Origin of the sequence: Salinibacterium sp. NK8237 (assembly GCF_015864955.1) — a bacterium.
Lineage (GTDB): Bacteria > Actinomycetota > Actinomycetes > Actinomycetales > Microbacteriaceae > Rhodoglobus.
This window is the reverse complement of sequence record NZ_JADYWE010000001.1, coordinates 595,747-614,671: the sequence shown is the minus strand read 5'-3', so window position 1 is coordinate 614,671 and position 18,925 is coordinate 595,747. Positions and strand designations below refer to the sequence as shown.

Here is an 18,925-nt window from a genome sequence, read left to right as displayed (position 1 = left end):
GTAAGTGGTGTTCCTGAGGGCGATCGCACCGGGCAAGTGCATCGCAGCCGAATTCGGGGGAAGCTGCGAAGAGATCGCCCTCAGGGCACCGTGCTAGGTGACGTCTAAGTGTGAGTGGCCGCGACAAGCGCGACCCGCACTATTGTGCACGAGAGCAGGTCATTAGCGAAAGGTTTTCACCAATTTTTGTGGAGCCAGCACAACAATTAGTCGTTGTGCTCCGGTGCAGCGTGGGGAAGCGACAACCAGTTCTCTCGCACGGCTACTAATGCCTCATCGATTTCGCCGGCGCGCGCATGTTTCACGATCAATTCGTGTTGGGGGACCGATTCGCGGCCCGAGTGCGAGCTGAACCGCATGCGTTCCACCCGTCGTAGCACAGGGGTCAGCTGGCCGAGCACTTGAGCGATGGTTTCGTTGCCGCTCGCAGTGATGAAGACGTTGTGAAAATCGTCGTCAGCGTCCAGAGCTCCGTCGACGTCTTCGGCGTCGAGCGCCGCAGCGAATCGAGCGTTTGCCTCGTCCATTGCGCTGAGTTGTTCAGCGGTGACGACGGGCAGAGCTAGCCGTGCGGCGAGTTCATGGAGGGCTGCGGTGACCTGCTGAACCCCGAGGGTGGATGCAGGGTCGTGTGGTGCGACAAGGGTGGCTTTGCCGGGGTGCGACACGACTAGTCCGCCACGTTCCAGGCGCAAGAGCGCTTCGCGAATAGGAGTGCGGCTGACCCCGAGCCACTTTTCGAGTTCGGTGTCGCGGAGGCGTTCGCCGGGGGCAAAAGTGCCGTCGACAATGGCGTCTCGGATCGAGGTGTACACATCATCGCGCAGCAGTGAGCGTTTGTGTACGGCATTCTTCTCGGGCACTGGCATGCGAAATATTGTATGTCGCAACCGAGGCTTTGCGGCGCAGACTGTTGACATCCGGGCAAATGAGTTGCAATATATTGCATATTGGCTTTGCTGCGAAGCCCCCAAGGACAGGAATCCCCATGGCTATTTCAGACTTCGAACGTTACCCGCTGACTTTTGGGCCCAGCCCGATTCACCAACTTCCGCGCCTCAGCGCACACCTCGGGGGAGCGACCGTCTGGGCGAAGCGCGAAGACGTGAATAGCGGACTCGCCTTTGGTGGCAACAAGACCCGCAAGCTCGAATACATCGTTCCTGATGCCATCGCTCAAGGAGCCGACACCCTCGTCTCCATCGGTGGCTACCAGTCCAACCACACGCGCCAAGTCGCAGCGGTGGCCGCGAAGCTCGGAATGAAGGCAGTGCTCGTGCAGGAAAACTGGGTTGACTGGCCCGATCCGCTCAGCGACCGCGTCGGCAACATCCAACTCTCGCGCATCATGGGGGCGGATGTTCGCCTCGACAATTCTGGGTTCGACATCGGTATTCGCGACAGCTGGAAAAACGCGATCGCGGATGTAGAAGCAGCGGGCGGCAAGCCGTACCCGATTCCCGCTGGCGCATCCGAACATCACTTGGGCGGCCTGGGTTTCGCTAACTGGGCCGACGAAGTCGAGCAGCAGGAACGCGAACTCGGAGTGTTCTTTGACACCATCGTCGTCTGCACGGTCACGGGCTCGACTCACGCCGGCATGATTGCCGGATTTGCTGGTCAAGAGCGTCCGCGCCGCGTCATCGGAATCGACGCTTCAGCGACGCTGGAGAAGACTCGCGATCAGGTTGCTCGCATCGCTCGTCACACCGCTCAGCTCATCGGTCTCGAACGTGAGTTGCGCGACGACGAGATCACTGTGCTGGAAGGTTGGGCTGGCGATCTCTACGGCATCCCTGTCGATTCCACGCTCGAAGCCATCCGTCTGGGCGGAACCCTCGAAGGCATGATCACCGACACCGTGTACGAAGGAAAGTCGCTTGCCGGTCTCATCGACCTCGTCTCGAGCCGCGACATCCCGGCAGACAGCAACGTTCTCTACGCCCACCTCGGAGGTCAACTCTCCCTCAACGCCTACAGCGGCCTCTTCCGCTAACGGCGACGCCCCTGTCGCTCCCGCGCAACGACGCTAAGGATCAATGAGCATGCCGAACGAAACCACCGCTACATTCGAGACCGCCGAGCCCACCGTGAACTCGCGTCCACTTTCAGCAGCCGCAAGTCTCGATGATGACGTGCTCGACTCGATCGCTCAGCGAGTGCTGTGGACAGCAACCGCCATGATCGATGCGGCCAACCGAGGGCGAACCAACGAGTCTGGTGTGAAGGTGGGCGGTCACCAGTCGTCGAGCGCATCGATGGTCGGCATCATGACCTCGCTCTGGTTCTCGGAACTCACGTCGATCGACCGGGTATCAGTGAAGCCACACGCCTCGCCGGTATTGCACGCCATCAACTACCTCATGGGGGAGCTGGCCGAAGAATACCTGCCGACCCTGCGGTCACTCGGCGGGTTACAGAGTTACCCGAGCAGGCTCAAAGACCCGGACACTGTTGACTTCTCCACTGGAAGTGTCGGAATCGGTGCGACGGCTCCGTTGTGGGCAGCCATGTCGCACCGGTACGTGCGCGATCAGTTTCCGGAAACCCCGGAATCCGGCCGCTTCATTAGCTTGCTTGGTGATGCAGAGCTTGATGAAGGTGCCGTGTGGGAAGCGATCACTGACTCGGGCGCGCGTCAGCTCGGTGAACTTGTGTGGATAGTTGACCTCAATCGACAGTCGCTCGACCGCATCATTCCCGACGTTCAGATCGCTCGGTTGCAGGGGATGTTCGCTGCCGCAGACTGGCAGGTGCTGACGTGCAAGTGGGGTCGGCGCATCCAGTCCCTGTTTGCCGCTGAGGGCGGTGCCGAGCTGCGGGAACGACTCGAAGCAATGCCCAACGAGGAATACCAACGGCTGCTGCGCAGTCATCCTGATCAGCTTCATGGCCGATTGCTTGGAGAAACGCCAGCGATTGCGTTGCAGACCCTTCTCGCGTCGCTCTCGCCCCAGGAACTTGCCGCCAGCATTCGGGATCTTGGTGGTCACGACATCACACTGCTGCTCGAAACCTACAAGAACATCGACCCGGCGCGTCCGACTGTCATCTTCGCGTACACCGTGAAAGGGCGCGGGCTCGCGACCGAAGGACACCCAAATAACCATTCCGCGCAACTCACCGAAGGGCAAATGACGCAGCTTGCTGAGCTATCCGGAATGTCCCTCGATGCGCCGTGGCAAAAATTCTCCGCCGCGAGCGATGAGGGCATTGTCTGCCACGACGCAGCCGCTCGGTTACGCCGGCCGCCGGTTGAAATGCATGAGGTTGCTCCGGTTCCGCGCGAACTTCCGTGGGGCTACAAGCCCGTCATCTCGACGCAGGCGGCGCTAGGCCGATTCCTCCTCGACCTGAAGCGAGCGTCGCCCGAGGTCGCGCGGCGAGTCGTGACGTTGAGCCCTGACGTTGCGTCATCCACAAATCTGGGTGGATGGATCAACAAGACCGGAGTGTGGTCGGTCGGTGAACGCCATGACTGGTTTGCCGATGACACTGATCGCCTCCTCAAATGGAGCGAAGGTTCCCAAGGTCAACACATTGAACTCGGCATTGCTGAAGTCAACCTAGTGTGCCTTGCGGGGGAACTGGGCGCCACGTGGAGTCGGTGGGGGCAACCTCTCATCCCGATCGCCACGATTTACGACCCCTTCGTTTCGCGTGCCCTCGAGCCGTGGTCGTACGGCATCTACTCGGGTGGGCAGTCGATCCTGATCGGCACACCGTCCGGCGTGACGTTGGCGCCCGAAGGCGGCGCGCACCAGTCAATTACGACACCGTCGATCGGCCTGGAGCAGCCTGGTTGTATCGCGTGGGAGCCCGCGTTCGCTCAAGACCTTGAGTGGTGTCTGTTGGAGACTATGGGGCAGATGGGGCGCGCCGACGGAGAGTCGGCCTACTTTCGGATTTCAACCAAGCCGATTGACCAGCAGCTTGCACCATTGCCGGAAGACCCCGCGTTGCGAGAACGGCGCCGACAGCACGTCATTGCTGGCGGATATCGGTTGAGTGATCACGATCCCGGTGATGACGCCATCACCTTGGTAGGCGTCGGCGCGATGATGCCCGAAGTGATGGATGCTGCCGCCCGACTCACCGCGCGCGGTCTCTCGGTGGGCGTGGTGTGTCTCACGAGCCCCGATCTGGTGTTCCGCTCGCTCAACCAGCGCTATGACGTTGCGTCGTCCTCGCGCAGCTCGATTGCGGATGAACTCTTTCCGGCGCACGCGCGGACACCTCTGGTCACCGTGCTCGATGGACACCCTCACACGCTCGCGTTCCTGGCCGGCGTGCGTGGCGACCGCATTCGCAATCTCGGAGTCACGCAGTTTGGCCAATCTTCGAATCTCGAGGATGCCTATGAGCTGCACGGAATCAATGCCGATGCGATCGTGCGCGCAGCAACCGACCTCTTGGGATACAGCCGCTGACGCCACGGCATCGACGCCACGCTCTCCCCGTTAGTTCAAGCCTCGACGATTCAACAGCGGCTGCAGCTCGGCATCACGGCCGCGGAAGTCGCGGAACGCTTCGAGCGGGTTCTTGGAGCCGCCCACGCCCAGCAGTCGCGAGCGGAAGCGGTCGCCGTTGGCACGGGTGAGCCCACCGTTTTCGGTGAACCACTCGACCGTGTCGGCGTCGAGGACCTCGCTCCAGATGTAGGAGTAATAACCCGCGTCATAGGCCGAGTTCGCGAAGATGTGCTGAAAGTAGGTGCTCGAGTACCGGGGCGGCACCGCGGGGTTGTTGAGACCGACCTCGGCCAGCGCTTGTGCTTCGAAGGCCGCGACATCCGTCACGTCGTCGTCGGCAGCTATGCGGTGCCAGGCCTGGTCGATGAGGGCGGCGGCGAGGTATTCGCTCGTGAGGAACCCCTCATTGAACGCGGCGCTGGCCTGGATGCGCTCCACAATCTCGCGGGGCATGGGCTCGCCGGTCTTGTAGTGCTTGGCGTAGTTGTCGAGAACCGCGGGCCAGAGCATCCACATTTCGTTGACCTGGCTGGGGAACTCGACGAAGTCGCGGTACGTGTTGGTTCCCGCAAACTTGGGGTACGTCACGCGAGCGAAAAGCCCGTGCAGCGCGTGGCCGAACTCGTGGAAGAGCGTGTTGACCTCGTCGTAGGTGAGGAGCGTCGTTTCGCCAGCAGCAGGCTTCGGCACATTCAGATTGTTGGTGACGATCACCGGATGCCCGAGCAGATCCGACTGCGAGATGAGCGAGTTCATCCACGCTCCACCGCGCTTCGAGTCGCGCGTGTAGAGATCGAGAGTGTAAAGGCCGACCTCGCTGCCATCCTCGTTCGTGACCTCGAAGACGCGAACGTCGGGGTGGTAGGCGGGCAGGTCGCGACGTTCGGTGAAGGTAACCCCGTACAGCTGGGTCGCCGCAAAGAACACTCCGTCGCGCAGCACGCGCTCGGCCTCAAAATAGGGGCGCATCTGGGTGGTATCGACGTTGTACTGCTCGGCGCGCACCTTCTCGGCATAGAACGCCCAGTCCGCTGCGGTCACTTCGGTGCCCGCGAGCTTCTCTAAGGCAGCGTGCTCTTCGCGCGCATTGCGTGCCGCGGCAGGAGCGAGCTTGCCGAGCATGTCAGCGACCCGCTGCGGGTTTTGGGCTGTCTCGTCGGCGGTAACCCAGGCGGCGTGGCTTTCGTAGCCGAGAAGGGCCGCACGCTGCGAACGCACCTTCGCAATCTCCAACACGAGCTCGCGGTTATCGAACTTGCCGCCACGGATGCCACGCGAACGTGACGACGCCATCACCCGGCCGCGAACATCCGCATTCTTCAGCACCGACAGGTGCGGCTGGTTCGTGGGCAGAATCAAGGTGATGAGGTATTTGCCCGTGAGACCACGATCGTTGGCCGCGCTGGCAGCGGCAGAGATCTCTGACGGCTCAAGACCATCGAGCTCCTGGATGCTGTCAACCACGATCGCAAGATCGTTGGTGTCGGCAAGCAGGTTCTTTTCGAACTTCGTGGTGAGGGTCGAGAGGCGCGAGTTGTAGTCGCGAAGGGTCGCTTTGGCGTCTTCGGAGAGGCCGGCGCCGGCAAGCGTGAACTCGGTGAAATAGCGCTCAACAAGGTAGCGGGCTTCGGCATCCAACTCGGTGTCGTCGAGTGCTTCACGGATGCTGCGGATGCGTTCGTAGAGCGCGCTGTTGAGGCTGATGGCGTCATTGTGCGCGGCAAGTTGGGGAGCGATGACTTCTTCGAGTGCATCCGATGCTGCATCGCCATCGGCGGAAGTCTTGTTGAAGAACACGGTGGCAACCCGGTTGAGCAGCTGGCCGCTCTTTTCGAGCGGGATCATGGTGTTCTCGAACGTGGGTGCGTCGGCCTGCGAGGTGATCGCTTCAATCTCTGCGAGCTGCTCTGCCATGCCTTTGTCGAAGGCCGGTGCGAAGTGCTCATCTTCGATATCGGCAAAGGGGGGCATGCCGAAGGGCAGCGTGCTGGGCTCAAAGAAAGGATTGGTCATGCATCCACTCTATTCTCGTCAGTATGACTAGCGAGCGTTATACCCACGGCCATCACGAAAGTGTTTTGAAGTCTCACACGTGGCGCACCATTGCCAACTCGGCGGCGTACTTCGAGCCGCACCTTGAGGCAGGGCTTTCGTTGCTTGATATCGGGTGTGGGCCGGGCACGATCACGGCCGAATTGGCTGAACGTTTGGCTCCTGGCCGTGTTGTTGGTTTGGATGCTGCTCCCGCAGTGATCGACAAAGCGTCGGCTTTCACTGCCGACAACCTCAGTTTCATCGTGGGGGACGCGTATGCGCTGCCGTTCGAGGACAACAGTTTCGATCTCGTGCACTCACATCAGACTCTGCAGCATTTGGGCGATCCGGTCGCGGCTCTTGTGGAGATGAAGCGGGTTGCCAAGCCCGGTGGGCTGATTGCGGTGCGCGATGTCGACTATGCGGGAACTATTTGCTTTCCCGAACTGCCGGGGCTGAAGGTCTGGGCTGACGTGTACGACGCGGTACACCGCAGCAATGGGGGAGAACCTAATGCGGGTCGGCGGCTGAAGTCGTGGGCGATGCAGGCCGGATTGGCTGACGTCACAACGTCGGCATCGATCTGGAATTTTTCCGACGACATCGACCGGGAGTGGTGGGGGAGCATGTGGGAGGCGCGAGTGCTGGAGTCGGCATTCGCCGAGGACGCTCTGAGCAAGTCGTTGGCGACTCAGGATGTTCTGCAGGAGATTAGCGCTGCGTGGCGCGAGTGGGCTGATTCGCCGGAGGGGTGGATGGCGATGCCGCACGGTGAGGTTGTGGCGCGAGTGTGAGCGGGCGCAGTTTCTCGAATCTCGGGGTTTGTGAAGCTAGCTAGCAGCCGATGCCGGTGGGGTTGGCGATGCAGTCTTGGTCGACAAGAACTGTAGTGGCGTGGCCCGCGGTGGCGGCGAGGGGTGGGACGACGATGGTGAGGGTTCCGACGACGTTCTGCCAGCGGCTGCCGGCGACACGGTATTCGGCCGCGTAAGTAACGGCGAGCGTGATCGTGTAGTTGCCGGGTTCTTCAAACACGTGGCTGGTGGGGGTTGGATCGAATTCGGCGATCCGGTATTTGCCCCAAGTCCTGCCGGGGTTACTGGTGGCGGCGGTGCTGCCGTCGCCGTAGTCCCAGTTGTAAGTGACCGGAGTAAATCGCACTTGGGCGGTACCGCCGAAGAGGGTGCCGTCGATGACATGGGCGGTTGCGTTGGCGTAGAAGTTGGTGTCGAGGCCGACGATCATCCACTGGTTGGGTTGCATGCCCGCAGTGGTTGCTTGTGGGCGGAAAGTGGCGATGTCGGAGATAGTGATCGGGCCGGTCTCACCATCGGCGTCCTCGGCCGGCGGGGTCCAGGGTGCGCACTCGAAGCGTTGGATATCGCACCAGGCTTCCTCGACACTGTCGTGCTCATCGTCGACGGGAATGTAGGCGGCACCTTCGGTGTCGTATCCGGTGTCGTATCCGGTGTCGTAGCCGTAGCTGCCGCCAGAGGAGCCGCCGGTGCCGGGCACCTCAGCGGAAGCACCGAGTTCGATGCTGTCATCCCCGACATCATAGGTAGGGCAGCTACCGTCATAGTACGAAAGCGCTCCGCAAGTAGGCTCGTCCGCGAAGGCGCTGCTAGCTTCGGTTGAAACAAGCAACATGACGAGAAGTCCCAAAACGGGAATCGAAAGAAGAGTCTTTAGCACTCCCCAGCGCTCCAGACTTCCACGTCGGACACCAGAAGCAATTCACGTTCAACGCTGAAATCGAACGTGACCTGCATGGTCGACTCGTCAGGTCGATCATCGGAAACTAGCGAATTTCCATCGTGGTCTGTGAGGTCTAAACCTGAGACGTTCGAACACAAATAGACGGTGATGACCTCAGCGGTGCTGCCACGGGGAGAATATCTTTGGAGTTCGAACCCGTTGTTGCGAACATCTCCGGATGCGTGACCACCTTTAGCTGCGAATTCCTCTAGCCCGTCGACGGACGCGTCCAGAAAGGGGCCCACCGCGACGGACTCGAGGCGTGTCGGGTCGGCCCCGCCATCCTGCAGAATCTCACCGACCACCCGCGTATATTCCGCATACGCCGCTTCAGCCGCAGCCAGCGCTTCTTCGTCGGTCGCGTAGGGCGCAACGAAGGTGGAGGTCGGCTCTGCCGGGGTGGTGACTTCGGAAGGCACGCATCCGCTCAGCGTTGCGAGGAGGAGCGTGCCTATCGAGAGTCGGACGAGGTTCGGTAGCCGCATACAACGACGCTAAGCATTCAACGCGAAGTGAGCGCTCAACTGTCCACAACAGGAGTAGAGGCTAGGAGGCAGCTTCTTCTACTGAAACGCTGCCGTCGGCACTCTGGCGCACGATGGTGCCGTCGTCGAGTTCGGCGACGGGGCGTGATTCGAGCCACGTGAGCGTCCAGCGCCACGCGCTCGTATCGAGGTGGGCGACATCCGCTTCAACGCCGGCGATCGCTTCGCGCATTTCTGCGGAAAGACGATCGGGCACCGCTGCGCCGACCGACCATCGTGTGCCGAGCTGCACTACACGCTCTTTTCGTACAAGATCCACGACGTGCGGTCCGCGACCTTGTCGTAGAGACGCTTGGCGCTGTCGTTCTCCTTGTTGGTGATCCAGCGGAGCTTTCCGCCACCATCTTCTGCGGCACGCGCAGCGATGTCGTCGATGATCGTTCCGGCAACTCCGGCACCACGGTGCTCAGGGTCGACGTAAAGGTCATCCATAAACCAACCCCACGAAGCAGTGAAAGTATCGGGCAGACGACGGTAGAGACCAAAGGCGCACACAATGCCGGGATCGGGAGCGCCCTCAGGAGCTACAGCAACGACCGCGTTGAGCTGTGCTGAGTCATCCATGAGCCATTCCCAAACACCCTGAACGATGGCATCGGTGAACTCGGTTTCGTAGAACACTCCGTAGTTGACGAAGTGGTCTTTCCACACTTCGAAATCGGTTTCTTGAATATCGCGAACGGTGTACGAAGGCTTCTCTGAGTTCGTCATTTACTCAACAATACGCGGTTTTTGGGTTCGACGCCGAACTCGACGCCGAACCCTTTGCCGGACTTTAGGCCGAAGCTTCGGGTGCTGCCTCAACCAAAACGATGTCGCGAACCTCAATCTCTTCCGCTTCAACAATCGTGAGGTCGTGGATGCGGCCCACAGCCTTCAAATCGTCGATGGCGGCAGCGATCAGGGCTGGGCCCGCGAGGGTAGCCGAGGTCACTTCAGTCTTCTGCGAAGCCTTCGCGTCTGTCTTAGCGCGACGGATGCTGATGAGCGCTTGGCTAACCGCGTGGAACAGTCCGCTCGGCTGTGCCGTGACACCGAGCTCGTCGGCGGTCGGCCACGAAGCGGAGTGCACTGAGGTGTCGTGCGTCCAGCGCCAGACCTCTTCGGTAGCGAAGGGGAGGTAGGGCGCGAAGAGACGCAAGAACACGTCGATGGCGGTGTGCAACGCACGGTTGGCGCTTGCTTGCGTTTCGGGAGTTCCGGCGCCATAGGCACGTTCCTTCACGAGTTCGAGGTAGTCGTCGCAGAAGGTCCAGAAGAACTTCTCCGTGGTTTCAAGTGCCTTGGCGTGATCGAAATTTTCCAGAGCCGTGGTGGCCTGGTCAACGACCGACGCTAGCTCGGCGAGCATTTCGAGGTCGAGCGCTTCGGTAACTACCGCAGTCGAGCCCGCAGCAACAGTGGGCGCCGGGAACGAATAAACGAACTTCGACGCGTTCAAAACCTTGATCGCGAGTCGGCGACCGATCTTGATCTGCTTCGGGTTCTGCGGGTCAAACGCTGCGTCAGTACCGAGGCGACTGGATGCTGCCCAGTAGCGCACCGCATCCGAACCGTGGTCATCGAGCATGCCCTTGGGCGTAACAACGTTGCCCTTCGACTTCGACATCTTCTTGCGGTCGGGGTCAACGATGAAGCCGGAGATGCCGGCGTTCTTCCACGGCACTGTTCCGTGCTCGAGTTCCGAACGCAGCGCGGTCGAGAACAACCACGTACGAATGATGTCTTGGCCCTGACTGCGCAGCGAGTAGGGGAAGACCACATTGAAGAGCTCGGGGTCGGTCTCCCAACCACCAGCAATCTGCGGGGTCAGTGATGACGTGGCCCAGGTATCCATGATGTCGAGTTCGCCCTCGAAACCACCGGGAACACCACGCTGGTCTTCCGTGTAGCCGGGAGCGGTATCCGACGAAGGATCGATCGGCAGCGATGCCTCGCTCGGAACGATCGGGGCACCCTTTTCACCCTCGGCATTGAGCTCGTACCAGACGGGAATCGGAACGCCGAAGAAGCGCTGGCGCGAGATGAGCCAGTCGCCGGTGAGGCCACCCACCCAGTTGTCGTAGCGAACCCGCATGTGGTCGGGGGTGAAGTTGATTTGCTTGCCGGCCTCAAGAAGGCGGCTGCGGAGCTTCTCATCGCGGGCGCCGTTAGTGATGTACCACTGGCGCGTCGAAATGATCTCGAGAGGCTTGTCGCCCTTTTCGAAGAACTTCACCTGATGCTGAATCGGCTTGGCATCGCCGATCATTTCGCCCGACTCCTTGAGCAGAGCAACCATGGCAGCCTTCGCGCTGAAGACCGTCTTGCCCGCAAGCTCGCCGTACGCAGCCTGAGCGGCGTCGCCCACGATGACATCGGGAGCCTCGGCAATGATGCGACCGTCGGCACCAATGATGGTGCGGTTCGGCAGGTCAAGCTCGCGCCACCAGACAACGTCAGTGACATCACCGAACGTACAAATCATCGCGATTCCCGAGCCCTTGTCTTGCTGCGCAAGGTGGTGGGCCAGAATCGGAACCTCAACACCGAAAATCGGCGTCGTGACCATCGTGCCGAAGAGGTGCTTGTAGCGCTCGTCATCGGGGTGAGCCACGAGCGCAACACACGCCGGCAGAAGCTCAGGGCGCGTCGTCTCGATGTGGATGTCGTCGCCATCCGCCTGGTGGAAAGCAAGACGGTGGTACGCGGCAGGCTGCTCTTTGTCTTCGAGCTCGGCCTGGGCAACGGCGGTGCGGAACGTGACATCCCACAGCGTCGGAGCGAACGCCTGGTAGGCCTCGCCGCGGTCAAGGTTGCGCAAGAACGCACGCTGAGCAGCACGCTGAGCGTCGTCGCCGATGGTGCGGTAGGTGAGGTTCCAGTCAACGCTCAAACCAAGCTGGCGCCAGAGGTCTTCGAACTGCTTTTCGTCTTCGGCGGTCAGCGTCTCGCACAGTTGAACGAAGTTGCGACGAGAAATCGGCAATTGCGCGGCAGCCTTCGTCGACTTGCCTTCGCCGCCCTGCTGGGGAGGCTCGAAGCCTTCGTCATAGGGGAGAGTGGGGTCGCAGCGCACACCGTAGTAGTTCTGAACCCGACGCTCGGTGGGCAGACCATTGTCATCCCAGCCCATCGGGTAGAAGATCTCTTTGCCGCGCATGCGCTGGAAGCGAGTAACCAAGTCCATGTGGGTGTAGCTGAAGACGTGGCCAATGTGCAGGCTTCCGGATGCCGTCGGCGGGGGAGTGTCGACCGAGAATACGCAGTCAGACCCCTCGGTGAGCGCCTTCTGGCGATCGAAGCGGTAGGTGCCTTCGTTCTCCCACACGGGAGCCCATTTGTCTTCGAGGCCTTCTAGGGCAGGTTTTTCGGGAACGCTCGACGACATAATTACTCCGGTTCGATATGTGCGGCACCGAGTCAAAGAAGAGGTGCCTGAGTGTGAGGTGTAGTACCAATCGTAACGGACAGCGTCGTATTAGGCGCGCCGCGCGAGGACGTCTAGTTCTTTGTCACCGTGACTGTTTTGTGGGTGAGGTTTCCCGCCGCATCCTCGAGCGTCACCGTATAAATCTCGGTCTCGTTGCTGCACTGGTAATCGAAGGTGTAGGTCGCCGTGGTGGGAACCTCTTCATAGGGCTCCTCTTTCGCGTTAGTGGTGCGCACTCCGAACCACGCCATGGTCGCGTCAGTGCTGCTCCAGGCGAAGGTGAGTTGACTTGTCGGATTCGCGTCGGTGCAATTTGCGCTGGTGGGCGCGCTGAATGTGACGAATGACGGGCTCGCGGTTGCGGGCGGCGGAGCAGTCGTCGGTTCAGCGCTCGGCTCTGCTTCCTCCGAGGCAGACGCGCTAGGAGTGGGAGTCTCGCTCGGAGTGGCCGAAGGGCTTTCCGTTGGCACTGGCGTGATGTCGCCGCCAGCCCCGCGAGAGAACAGCAACGTCAGCATGATGACGACCGCGATCAGCAGCACCCCACCAATGATCGACAGGATAATGAGGAGCTTGCGTGACTTGGGCTCCGGAGATGTCGGAGGTTCGATCGGTGGCTCCCCGCCACCCGGAGGTGGGGCTGCTCCCGCTGGCTCGAACCGCACCGTGGGCGCGTCATCATTCTGAACATCGAAACGTTTGGTCGGTTGATCGTCACTCATGGCGTAGCTCCAAGATGGGGGATCATGCAAGCAGTCCAGCGTGGCTGAAGCCTAACCCCGACCTTCGCCCTCTGTCGAGAGAGTCTCAGCCACCGTGCAGTTCAGCGATCGGGCGTTGGAAGGGGTGCGAGAGCAGTGTCGAACGCACGGTGCACGAAGGGTTCGAGTCGTCCGCGTTGCGGACCAGCGTTGGCCCACTCTTGGGCAGCCGAGACGACACATGCGATGAGAGCGTAGGCGTGCGTGCGCGCGGTCGCCGAATCCGCCCCGTGGCGCTCGAGGAAGCCACTCAGCAGGCGAGCCTGGGTCGCAAAACGGCTCATCGCTGACGCCTGCAGTTCCGTCGCGCTACCGATCAGGTCGTACTGGGTGAGCACAAAGGGCACGTGGCGCGATTCCAGCTCGGCCAGCGAACGCAGCATCGCCTGACGGATAGCGAGTGGGGCGGATGCCGCGTCATGGACGTCAGTCGGCTGATCAGCCAGCGCCGCCTTCAATCGCTCGGTCGCGGCATCCAACTCCACCCAAAAGACTTCGCCCTTGGCCTCGAAATAGTTGAAAAACGTATTGCGGCTGACGCCCGCGCGGGTCGCGATCTGGTCAACAGTCGTGCCGGTATACCCATTCTCAACGAACAACTCAAACGCGGCCTCTTGCAGGAGTTCGCGGGATGCTGCGGGCGGGCGACCACGGGTGGGAGTGCGGGGAGGTGTCACCGCATCATCCTCTCACTCGCGGGAGGGCCGCAATCAACGACCGGGTATACGGATGCTGTGGTGCGATAAAGATCTCATCCGTCGGGCCCGTCTCCACAATGCGGCCCTCGTTGATGACGGCGACCCGGTCACTCATGTGGCGAATCACGCCGAGATCGTGAGAGATGAAGAGATAGCTGAGGTGCAGGTGGCGCTGCAACTCGTCGAGCAGATTCAGCACGCGGGCCTGAGTGGAGACATCCAGTGACGACACCGGCTCATCGCAGAGGATCGTCTGCGGCCCCGGCGCGAGCGCGCGGGCGATCGCCACCCGCTGACGCTGACCTCCCGACAAGAGCAGCGGGCGACGGTTCTTCACCGCGCGAGGCAGCCCAACAGCATCGAGCAACTCGTCTGGTGTCGTCAGCGACTGGTGGTGTGCGGATGCTCCAGCGCTCAACGCATCGGTGAGGATGCGTTCGACGCTCAAGCGAGGATCGAACGAGCTCAAGGCATCCTGATAGATGGCACCCAGCGTTGGACGCAGCGGGCGGCGCTCGCGGGCACTGAGTGACCCCCACTCGTGGCCCGCGAGTAGCACTTCGCCACTGTCGGCCGTCTCCAGTCCAAGGGCGATGCGCGCGATGGTGGTCTTGCCGGAGCCAGACTGACCGACAAGGCCCAGAGTGGTGCCGGAAGTGAGCGTGAGAGAAACGTTATCGAGCGCTTGAATTGCCGCCCCGTGCGGGGTGGGATAGCGGCGAGATACCCCGCGCAGTTCAAGCGCGGGTAGCAGTGAACCAGCAGCGGTAGCCGTGGCAGCAGCCGCCGTGACAGCAGCCCCGGCGCTCGCGGAAGTGTCGGGAAATGTGACAGCTTCGGCATGCGATGGCAGCGTCAGAGGAACGCCGCGCGGCACGTCAACCGGAATCGCCGCCAACAGCCGTTGGGTCGCCGCTGCCGTGGGCGCTCGGAGCAAGGCCTTCGTTTCACCGGTCTCGACGATGCGCCCCTCGCTCATTACGGCAACGCGGTCGGCAATGCGCGAGACAACGGCCAAATCGTGGGTGATGAGGATCATGGCGGTGCCGTTGTTGCGCAGTGACGACAGCACGTCGAGCACGCGAGCTTGCACCGTGACATCGAGAGCTGTGGTGGGCTCGTCGGCGATGATGAGGGCAGGGCCGGCCGCGATTCCGGCAGCGATGAGGGCGCGTTGGCGCAGCCCGCCCGAGAGTTCGCCGGAGCGTTGCCGGGCTCGCAGCGCAGGATCGGGAATGCCCACGGCATCCAGCAGCTCAAGCACACGAGCCTGACGTTCGCGCTGGCTGAGGGTGGTGTGTAACCGCAGCACATCATCGATCTCACGTCCGACCGGGCGCAGCGGGTCGAGCGACACGAGCGCATCCTGCAACACCAGCCCAATGGATGCTCCGCGAATCGTCCTCCACCGTCGAGCACCGGGTGCCGGAAGGCTTTCTCCCGCCAGACTCAACTCGCTGAAGCTCACGTGGGCTCCGGCGGGTGCAAGCCCGAGCAGGGAACGGGCCGTGACGCTCTTGCCTGATCCCGACTCTCCGACAATGGCAAGGCATTCGCCAGCGGCGACGTCGAAGCTCACGCCATCAACGGCCGGGCTGGCGGTGCGGTCGAAGTGCACGCTGAGGTTGCTCACGCGCAGGAGCGGGGAGTCGGTCATCCGCGGGCCTCCTGACGGGTGCGGGCGTTGAGAGCGCGACCGAGCACCGTGAATGATGCGGCGGTAGCAACGATGGCGAGACCGGGGAAGACGGTGAGCCACCAGGCGACGTCGATGTAGGTGCGGCCGCTGGAGAGCATCGCGCCCCATTCGGCGGCGGGCGGGGCAACACCGAGGCCGAGGAAGCCGAGCGAGGATGCCCAGACAATCGCTTGGCCAACGCCGAGGGTGCCGAGCACAAAAATGGGGGAGAGCGCTCCGGGCAGAATGTGCTGCCACACGATGCGGGTTCGTGAATGGCCGAGCACCGTTGCGGCCTCCACGTAGCTGGCGTTGCGCACGCTGCGCAATTGGCTGCGGATGATGCGCGCATAGCCGGGCGCGGTCGAGAGGCCCACCGCCACGGTCGAGGTGACCACGCCGGGCCCGGCGATCGCGATGAACACCAGCGCGAGCAGCAAGCCGGGAAGAGCAAACATGACCTCGACGATGCGGGTGCTCACGAAGTCACCGAGTCTGCTGCCGAGACCGCCCAGCAAGCCGAGAATGAGGGCAAGCCCCAGCCCGACCGCGGTGGCGGCGATTCCGATGAGCAGGGAGTTTCCGGCTCCGAAGACAACGCGCGTGTAGACGTCGCGACCGGATTCGTCGGTGCCGAAGAAATGGGCAGCCGATGGTGACTGGAAGGCCTCGGCGGGGGCAACCGCATCCGGGTCAGCGGTCGTAATGAGTTGCGGCGCGAGAGCAGCGGTCAGAATAAGCGCCAGCACGGCCAGTGCGATTATGACGCCCGCGTTGCGAAGCCACCCGCCGGGGCCCCGGATGCCGGGAGTGCGTCCCGCAGGCTGCGAGAGTCGGCCAGCCAAGATTTCGGTCATCGTGCTGCCACCTCCGTTACGCGAGGGTCGACTATGCGATCAATGAGATCCGTCGCAATGGTGACAAGGATGAAGGTGAGCGCGGAGACGAGGGCAACCGCAGTGACGACGGGAATGTCGCGGATCGTAACGGCACTCAACAAGGTTCGGCCGAGGCCGGGACGGGCAAAGATTGTCTCGACGACCACAGCGCCGCTCAGCAGCGAGCCGAAGGCCCAACCGGAGAGGGAAATGCCGGGAAGAGCCGCATGGCGCAGAACGTGACGAAGCCGCACACCCCATTCGCTTTCGCCGCGTGCCCGAGCTGACAGCACGAAGGGTTGTTCGTAGGCGTTAGCCAACGACTCGCGCATCACTTGGCCGAGGAAGCCCGTGAGGGGAAACGCAAGGGTGAGCACGGGCAGCACGAGCCCGAGCGGGCCGGGGACGCTAATCGGGGGAAGCCAGTGCAACGTACTGCTCAGCAGAATGATGAGCAGCGATGCCAACCAAAAATGGGGCACGGCAGCCGCCAAGAGTTCGAGCCCGGACCCCAACGCGCGCGCAACGCGATCGCGACCGCTCGTAGCCAGCGTGAGGGCAAGGGCGCCAAGCCAGGCCACTACGAGGGAGGCCAGCGTGAGCACGAGCGTCGACCAGAGTTGCGTCAGTACATAAGGAGCCACCGCCACCTTGAGCGCGTATGACGTGCCGAAGTCGGCGACCGCGAGCTTGCCCATCGCCAGAAAATACTGAACGATCAGCGGCTGGTCGAGGCCGTAGTCGGTGCGAATCTGAGCCAGGGCTTCGGCGGACGCTTGAGAACCGGGGCCGCCCAGAATTGCATCCACCGGATCGCCCGGAATCAATCGCAGCGCAAAGAAAATGACAGTCGCGACAGCCCACAAGACGAACACGCCACCGCCCACCCGGCGCGCGATCCACCCCAGCGACCGCGTGCGGGGGCGGCTCGCTAGTTGTTCAACCACGCGTCATAGAACGTCGGCGCTGCAACGGGAGGCAGCGCCCGGAAGCCCTCGACGCTCGTGCTGTAGAGGTAGTGATTCTGCTGGTCATACAAGGGCAGAACATAGAAACCGTCGACAATGATCGACTGAGCCTCGGCGTAGAGTTCCTGGCGTTCAGCGGCATCCGAGACTTCGCTGGCCGTTGTCAGAATCTCATCGAGCGCGGGGTCGCTCAGTTGGGCCAGGTTCGCGTAGTAACCACTCGGAGCCGGGATGATCGAGTCGGAGTGGTACAGGATGCGCAGCACGTCAGCACCGACCTTCGTGTACGGAGCGCTCACGAGGTTGTACTCGTTCGTGAACAGAGCGCCGTACCACGACGACAAATCGGTGGGCTGCAGGATGACCTCAAAGCCGACGTCCTTAGCGGAAGCCTGAATCTGCTCAAACAGTGACTGCTCAGCGGGGATCGACTGGTTCGTGCTGATCGGGAACGTCAGACTCAGGCGCTCGCCGTCTTTCGTGCGGTACCCGTCGGAATCGATCGTGTCCCAGCCTGCCTCGTCGAGGAGCGCTGCTGCCGCCTCTGGGTCGGTGGTGAACACGTCGGGAAGCGAAACGCCGTCGGGCTCAACGCTCGAGAGCACCGAGTACGAACGTTCGGCCGTGCCAAAGAACAGGCTCTCGATGCCGGGGTTCACATCCACGGACCGGATGAAGGCTTCGCGCACCCGGATGTCGTCAAACGGCGCCTTGCCCGAGTTCAGTTCGATGCGGTTGGCGGCGCCGGGGCGCGGCGCATCGAGTTCTTCGATCGTGGCCACGTCGGCGGCGGACGAGATGTTGTTGGGCTGCGCGTTGTCGATCACGTCAACGTCGCCCGACTGCAGGGCAGCGTAGCGCGTGGCGGCATCCGGAATGAAGCGCCACTCAATAGCGTCGAGACGGGCAGCACCGGTGTGCTCGGCGTCAGCGGGAGCCGAGTTGTAGTCCTGATTGCGTTCGAGGGTGACCGACTGCTGCTTGACCCAATCGGTCACGATGAAGGGGCCGGTGCCCACGGGGCTCTCACAGTTGGTAGCCTGGTCGCGCTCGAGCGCGGTGGGGGATTGGATGCTCACCCACGGCTGCGAGAACGATTCGAGTAGCGCGCTGTCTGGCGCAGACAGCGTGAAGCGCACCTGGTTGGCGGCAACGGCTTCGATTCCGTCGATCTTGCCCACGGCGAGGTAGCCCGTCGACGAAGCGGTTTCGGGGTCTTTCAAGTGCTCAATGTTTGCTTTCACGGCGTCGGCATCAAACGGTGTGCCGTCGGTGAAGTTCACGTCGTCGCGCAGGGTGAAGTCCCACGTGAGGCCGTCTGCGCTTTCGGTCCAGTCGGTTGCGAGCCACGGGATGATCTCGCCGTCGCTGTTCTTCGAGACGAGCGATTCGAGGTACTGCGTGCTGATGAGCCCCTGCGGATAGTTTCCGCCGACGTGTGGGTCGAGGCAGCCGGGCTCAGCATCCCCGGTCGCGTAGACGAGCGTGCCACCATCAACAGGTTCGGCAGCGGGTTCGGTAGTGGCCGTGCATCCGGCAAGCAGCGCGGCGCTGGCCACAATGGAGAGGGGGAGGAACAGGATGCGGGGCGCGTTCACGGGGATCCTTTTGTGAGGGAGGAAGGCTGCTCGGGTGCGAGACACTCAATTATTGTTGAACTGAGTACATTAAGTCCAACTGGGCAAAAAACCGGGCCGGTTTGCGTGAGCAAAACCGACCCG

At 62.1% G+C, this 18,925-nt stretch carries 16 protein-coding genes; 3 read left to right on the top strand and 13 right to left on the bottom strand.

Features of this window, described 5'->3' with window-relative positions; all coding sequences use genetic code 11:
• Nucleotides 1-206: 206 nt before the first annotated feature.
• Nucleotides 207-869 carry a GntR family transcriptional regulator gene (locus I6E56_RS02960; RefSeq protein WP_197135940.1) on the bottom strand — a complete coding sequence of 221 codons (663 nt, stop codon included), beginning with the start codon at nt 867-869 and terminating at the stop codon, nt 207-209.
• Nucleotides 870-988: 119 nt separating this feature from the next.
• Between I6E56_RS02960 and I6E56_RS02955 the strand changes: the two genes are divergently transcribed.
• Nucleotides 989-1,996 (top strand): 1-aminocyclopropane-1-carboxylate deaminase, encoded by a 1,008-nt coding sequence (locus tag I6E56_RS02955; protein WP_197135938.1) that lies wholly within the window; start codon nt 989-991, stop codon nt 1,994-1,996.
• Between the two features lie 49 nt (nt 1,997-2,045).
• Nucleotides 2,046-4,430, top strand: coding sequence for a pyruvate dehydrogenase (locus I6E56_RS02950; protein WP_197135936.1), 2,385 nt, complete (start codon nt 2,046-2,048; stop codon nt 4,428-4,430).
• A gap of 30 nt (nt 4,431-4,460) precedes the next feature.
• Here I6E56_RS02950 and I6E56_RS02945 read toward each other — a convergent pair whose 3' ends face one another.
• Nucleotides 4,461-6,485 carry a M3 family metallopeptidase gene (locus tag I6E56_RS02945; protein WP_197135933.1) on the bottom strand — a complete coding sequence of 675 codons (2,025 nt, stop codon included), beginning with the start codon at nt 6,483-6,485 and terminating at the stop codon, nt 4,461-4,463.
• A gap of 23 nt (nt 6,486-6,508) precedes the next feature.
• On the opposite strand from I6E56_RS02945, the gene I6E56_RS02940 reads away from it, so the two are divergent.
• Complete coding sequence (locus tag I6E56_RS02940; RefSeq protein WP_197135931.1) at nt 6,509-7,300, top strand: class I SAM-dependent methyltransferase; 792 nt, start codon at nt 6,509-6,511, stop codon at nt 7,298-7,300.
• Between the two features lie 40 nt (nt 7,301-7,340).
• On the opposite strand, the gene I6E56_RS02935 is transcribed toward I6E56_RS02940, so the two are convergent.
• From I6E56_RS02935 to I6E56_RS02885, 11 genes are all read right to left on the bottom strand, one after another.
• A complete protein-coding gene (locus I6E56_RS02935; RefSeq protein WP_307842745.1) occupies nt 7,341-8,201 on the bottom strand; it encodes a PKD domain-containing protein in 861 nt (286 codons plus the stop codon).
• Nucleotides 8,195-8,749, bottom strand: a complete 555-nt coding sequence (locus tag I6E56_RS02930; protein ID WP_197135929.1) for a hypothetical protein — start codon at nt 8,747-8,749, stop codon at nt 8,195-8,197. Before I6E56_RS02930 ends, I6E56_RS02935 begins: the two co-directional genes overlap by 7 nt.
• Nucleotides 8,750-8,810: 61 nt before the next feature.
• On the bottom strand, nt 8,811-9,041 hold the full coding sequence (locus I6E56_RS02925; RefSeq protein WP_197135927.1) for a hypothetical protein: 231 nt from the start codon (nt 9,039-9,041) through the stop codon (nt 8,811-8,813).
• Nucleotides 9,041-9,520: a GNAT family N-acetyltransferase gene (locus tag I6E56_RS02920; RefSeq protein WP_197124097.1), complete on the bottom strand. Its 480-nt coding sequence runs from the start codon at nt 9,518-9,520 to the stop codon at nt 9,041-9,043. The genes I6E56_RS02925 and I6E56_RS02920 overlap by 1 nt, the downstream gene beginning before the upstream one ends.
• Nucleotides 9,521-9,584: 64 nt before the next feature.
• Nucleotides 9,585-12,179 (bottom strand): valine--tRNA ligase, encoded by a 2,595-nt coding sequence (valS, locus tag I6E56_RS02915; protein ID WP_197135925.1) that lies wholly within the window; start codon nt 12,177-12,179, stop codon nt 9,585-9,587.
• Nucleotides 12,180-12,292: 113 nt separating this feature from the next.
• Entirely contained in the window at nt 12,293-12,943 is a 651-nt protein-coding gene (locus tag I6E56_RS02910; RefSeq protein WP_197135923.1) for a hypothetical protein, read from the bottom strand.
• Between the two features lie 101 nt (nt 12,944-13,044).
• On the bottom strand, nt 13,045-13,659 hold the full coding sequence (locus I6E56_RS02905; protein ID WP_197135922.1) for a TetR/AcrR family transcriptional regulator: 615 nt from the start codon (nt 13,657-13,659) through the stop codon (nt 13,045-13,047).
• A 4-nt stretch (nt 13,660-13,663) separates the two neighbouring features.
• Complete coding sequence (nikE, locus tag I6E56_RS02900) at nt 13,664-15,337, bottom strand: ABC transporter ATP-binding protein (RefSeq protein WP_197135920.1); 1,674 nt, start codon at nt 15,335-15,337, stop codon at nt 13,664-13,666.
• A complete protein-coding gene (locus tag I6E56_RS02895; protein WP_197135918.1) occupies nt 15,334-16,215 on the bottom strand; it encodes an ABC transporter permease in 882 nt (293 codons plus the stop codon). The genes nikE and I6E56_RS02895 overlap by 4 nt, the downstream gene beginning before the upstream one ends.
• The gene (locus I6E56_RS02890) at nt 16,212-17,183 is read right to left on the bottom strand and encodes an ABC transporter permease (RefSeq protein WP_197135916.1); all 972 of its coding nucleotides are present in this window, start codon (nt 17,181-17,183) and stop codon (nt 16,212-16,214) included. Before I6E56_RS02890 ends, I6E56_RS02895 begins: the two co-directional genes overlap by 4 nt.
• The gene (locus tag I6E56_RS02885) at nt 17,168-18,802 is read right to left on the bottom strand and encodes an ABC transporter substrate-binding protein (RefSeq protein WP_197135914.1); all 1,635 of its coding nucleotides are present in this window, start codon (nt 18,800-18,802) and stop codon (nt 17,168-17,170) included. Before I6E56_RS02885 ends, I6E56_RS02890 begins: the two co-directional genes overlap by 16 nt.
• Between the last annotated feature and the right edge of the window lie 123 nt (nt 18,803-18,925).

Coding starts and splice junctions, on each gene's coding strand:
- I6E56_RS02960 (WP_197135940.1), bottom strand. CDS start 869: ATGCCAGTGCCCGAGAAGAATGCCGTACACAAACGCTCACTGCTGCGC.
- I6E56_RS02955 (WP_197135938.1), top strand. CDS start 989: ATGGCTATTTCAGACTTCGAACGTTACCCGCTGACTTTTGGGCCCAGC.
- I6E56_RS02950 (WP_197135936.1), top strand. CDS start 2,046: ATGCCGAACGAAACCACCGCTACATTCGAGACCGCCGAGCCCACCGTG.
- I6E56_RS02945 (WP_197135933.1), bottom strand. CDS start 6,485: ATGACCAATCCTTTCTTTGAGCCCAGCACGCTGCCCTTCGGCATGCCC.
- I6E56_RS02940 (WP_197135931.1), top strand. CDS start 6,509: ATGACTAGCGAGCGTTATACCCACGGCCATCACGAAAGTGTTTTGAAG.
- I6E56_RS02930 (WP_197135929.1), bottom strand. CDS start 8,749: ATGCGGCTACCGAACCTCGTCCGACTCTCGATAGGCACGCTCCTCCTC.
- I6E56_RS02920 (WP_197124097.1), bottom strand. CDS start 9,520: ATGACGAACTCAGAGAAGCCTTCGTACACCGTTCGCGATATTCAAGAA.
- valS (WP_197135925.1), bottom strand. CDS start 12,179: ATGTCGTCGAGCGTTCCCGAAAAACCTGCCCTAGAAGGCCTCGAAGAC.
- I6E56_RS02910 (WP_197135923.1), bottom strand. CDS start 12,943: ATGAGTGACGATCAACCGACCAAACGTTTCGATGTTCAGAATGATGAC.
- nikE (WP_197135920.1), bottom strand. CDS start 15,337: ATGACCGACTCCCCGCTCCTGCGCGTGAGCAACCTCAGCGTGCACTTC.
- I6E56_RS02895 (WP_197135918.1), bottom strand. CDS start 16,215: ATGACCGAAATCTTGGCTGGCCGACTCTCGCAGCCTGCGGGACGCACT.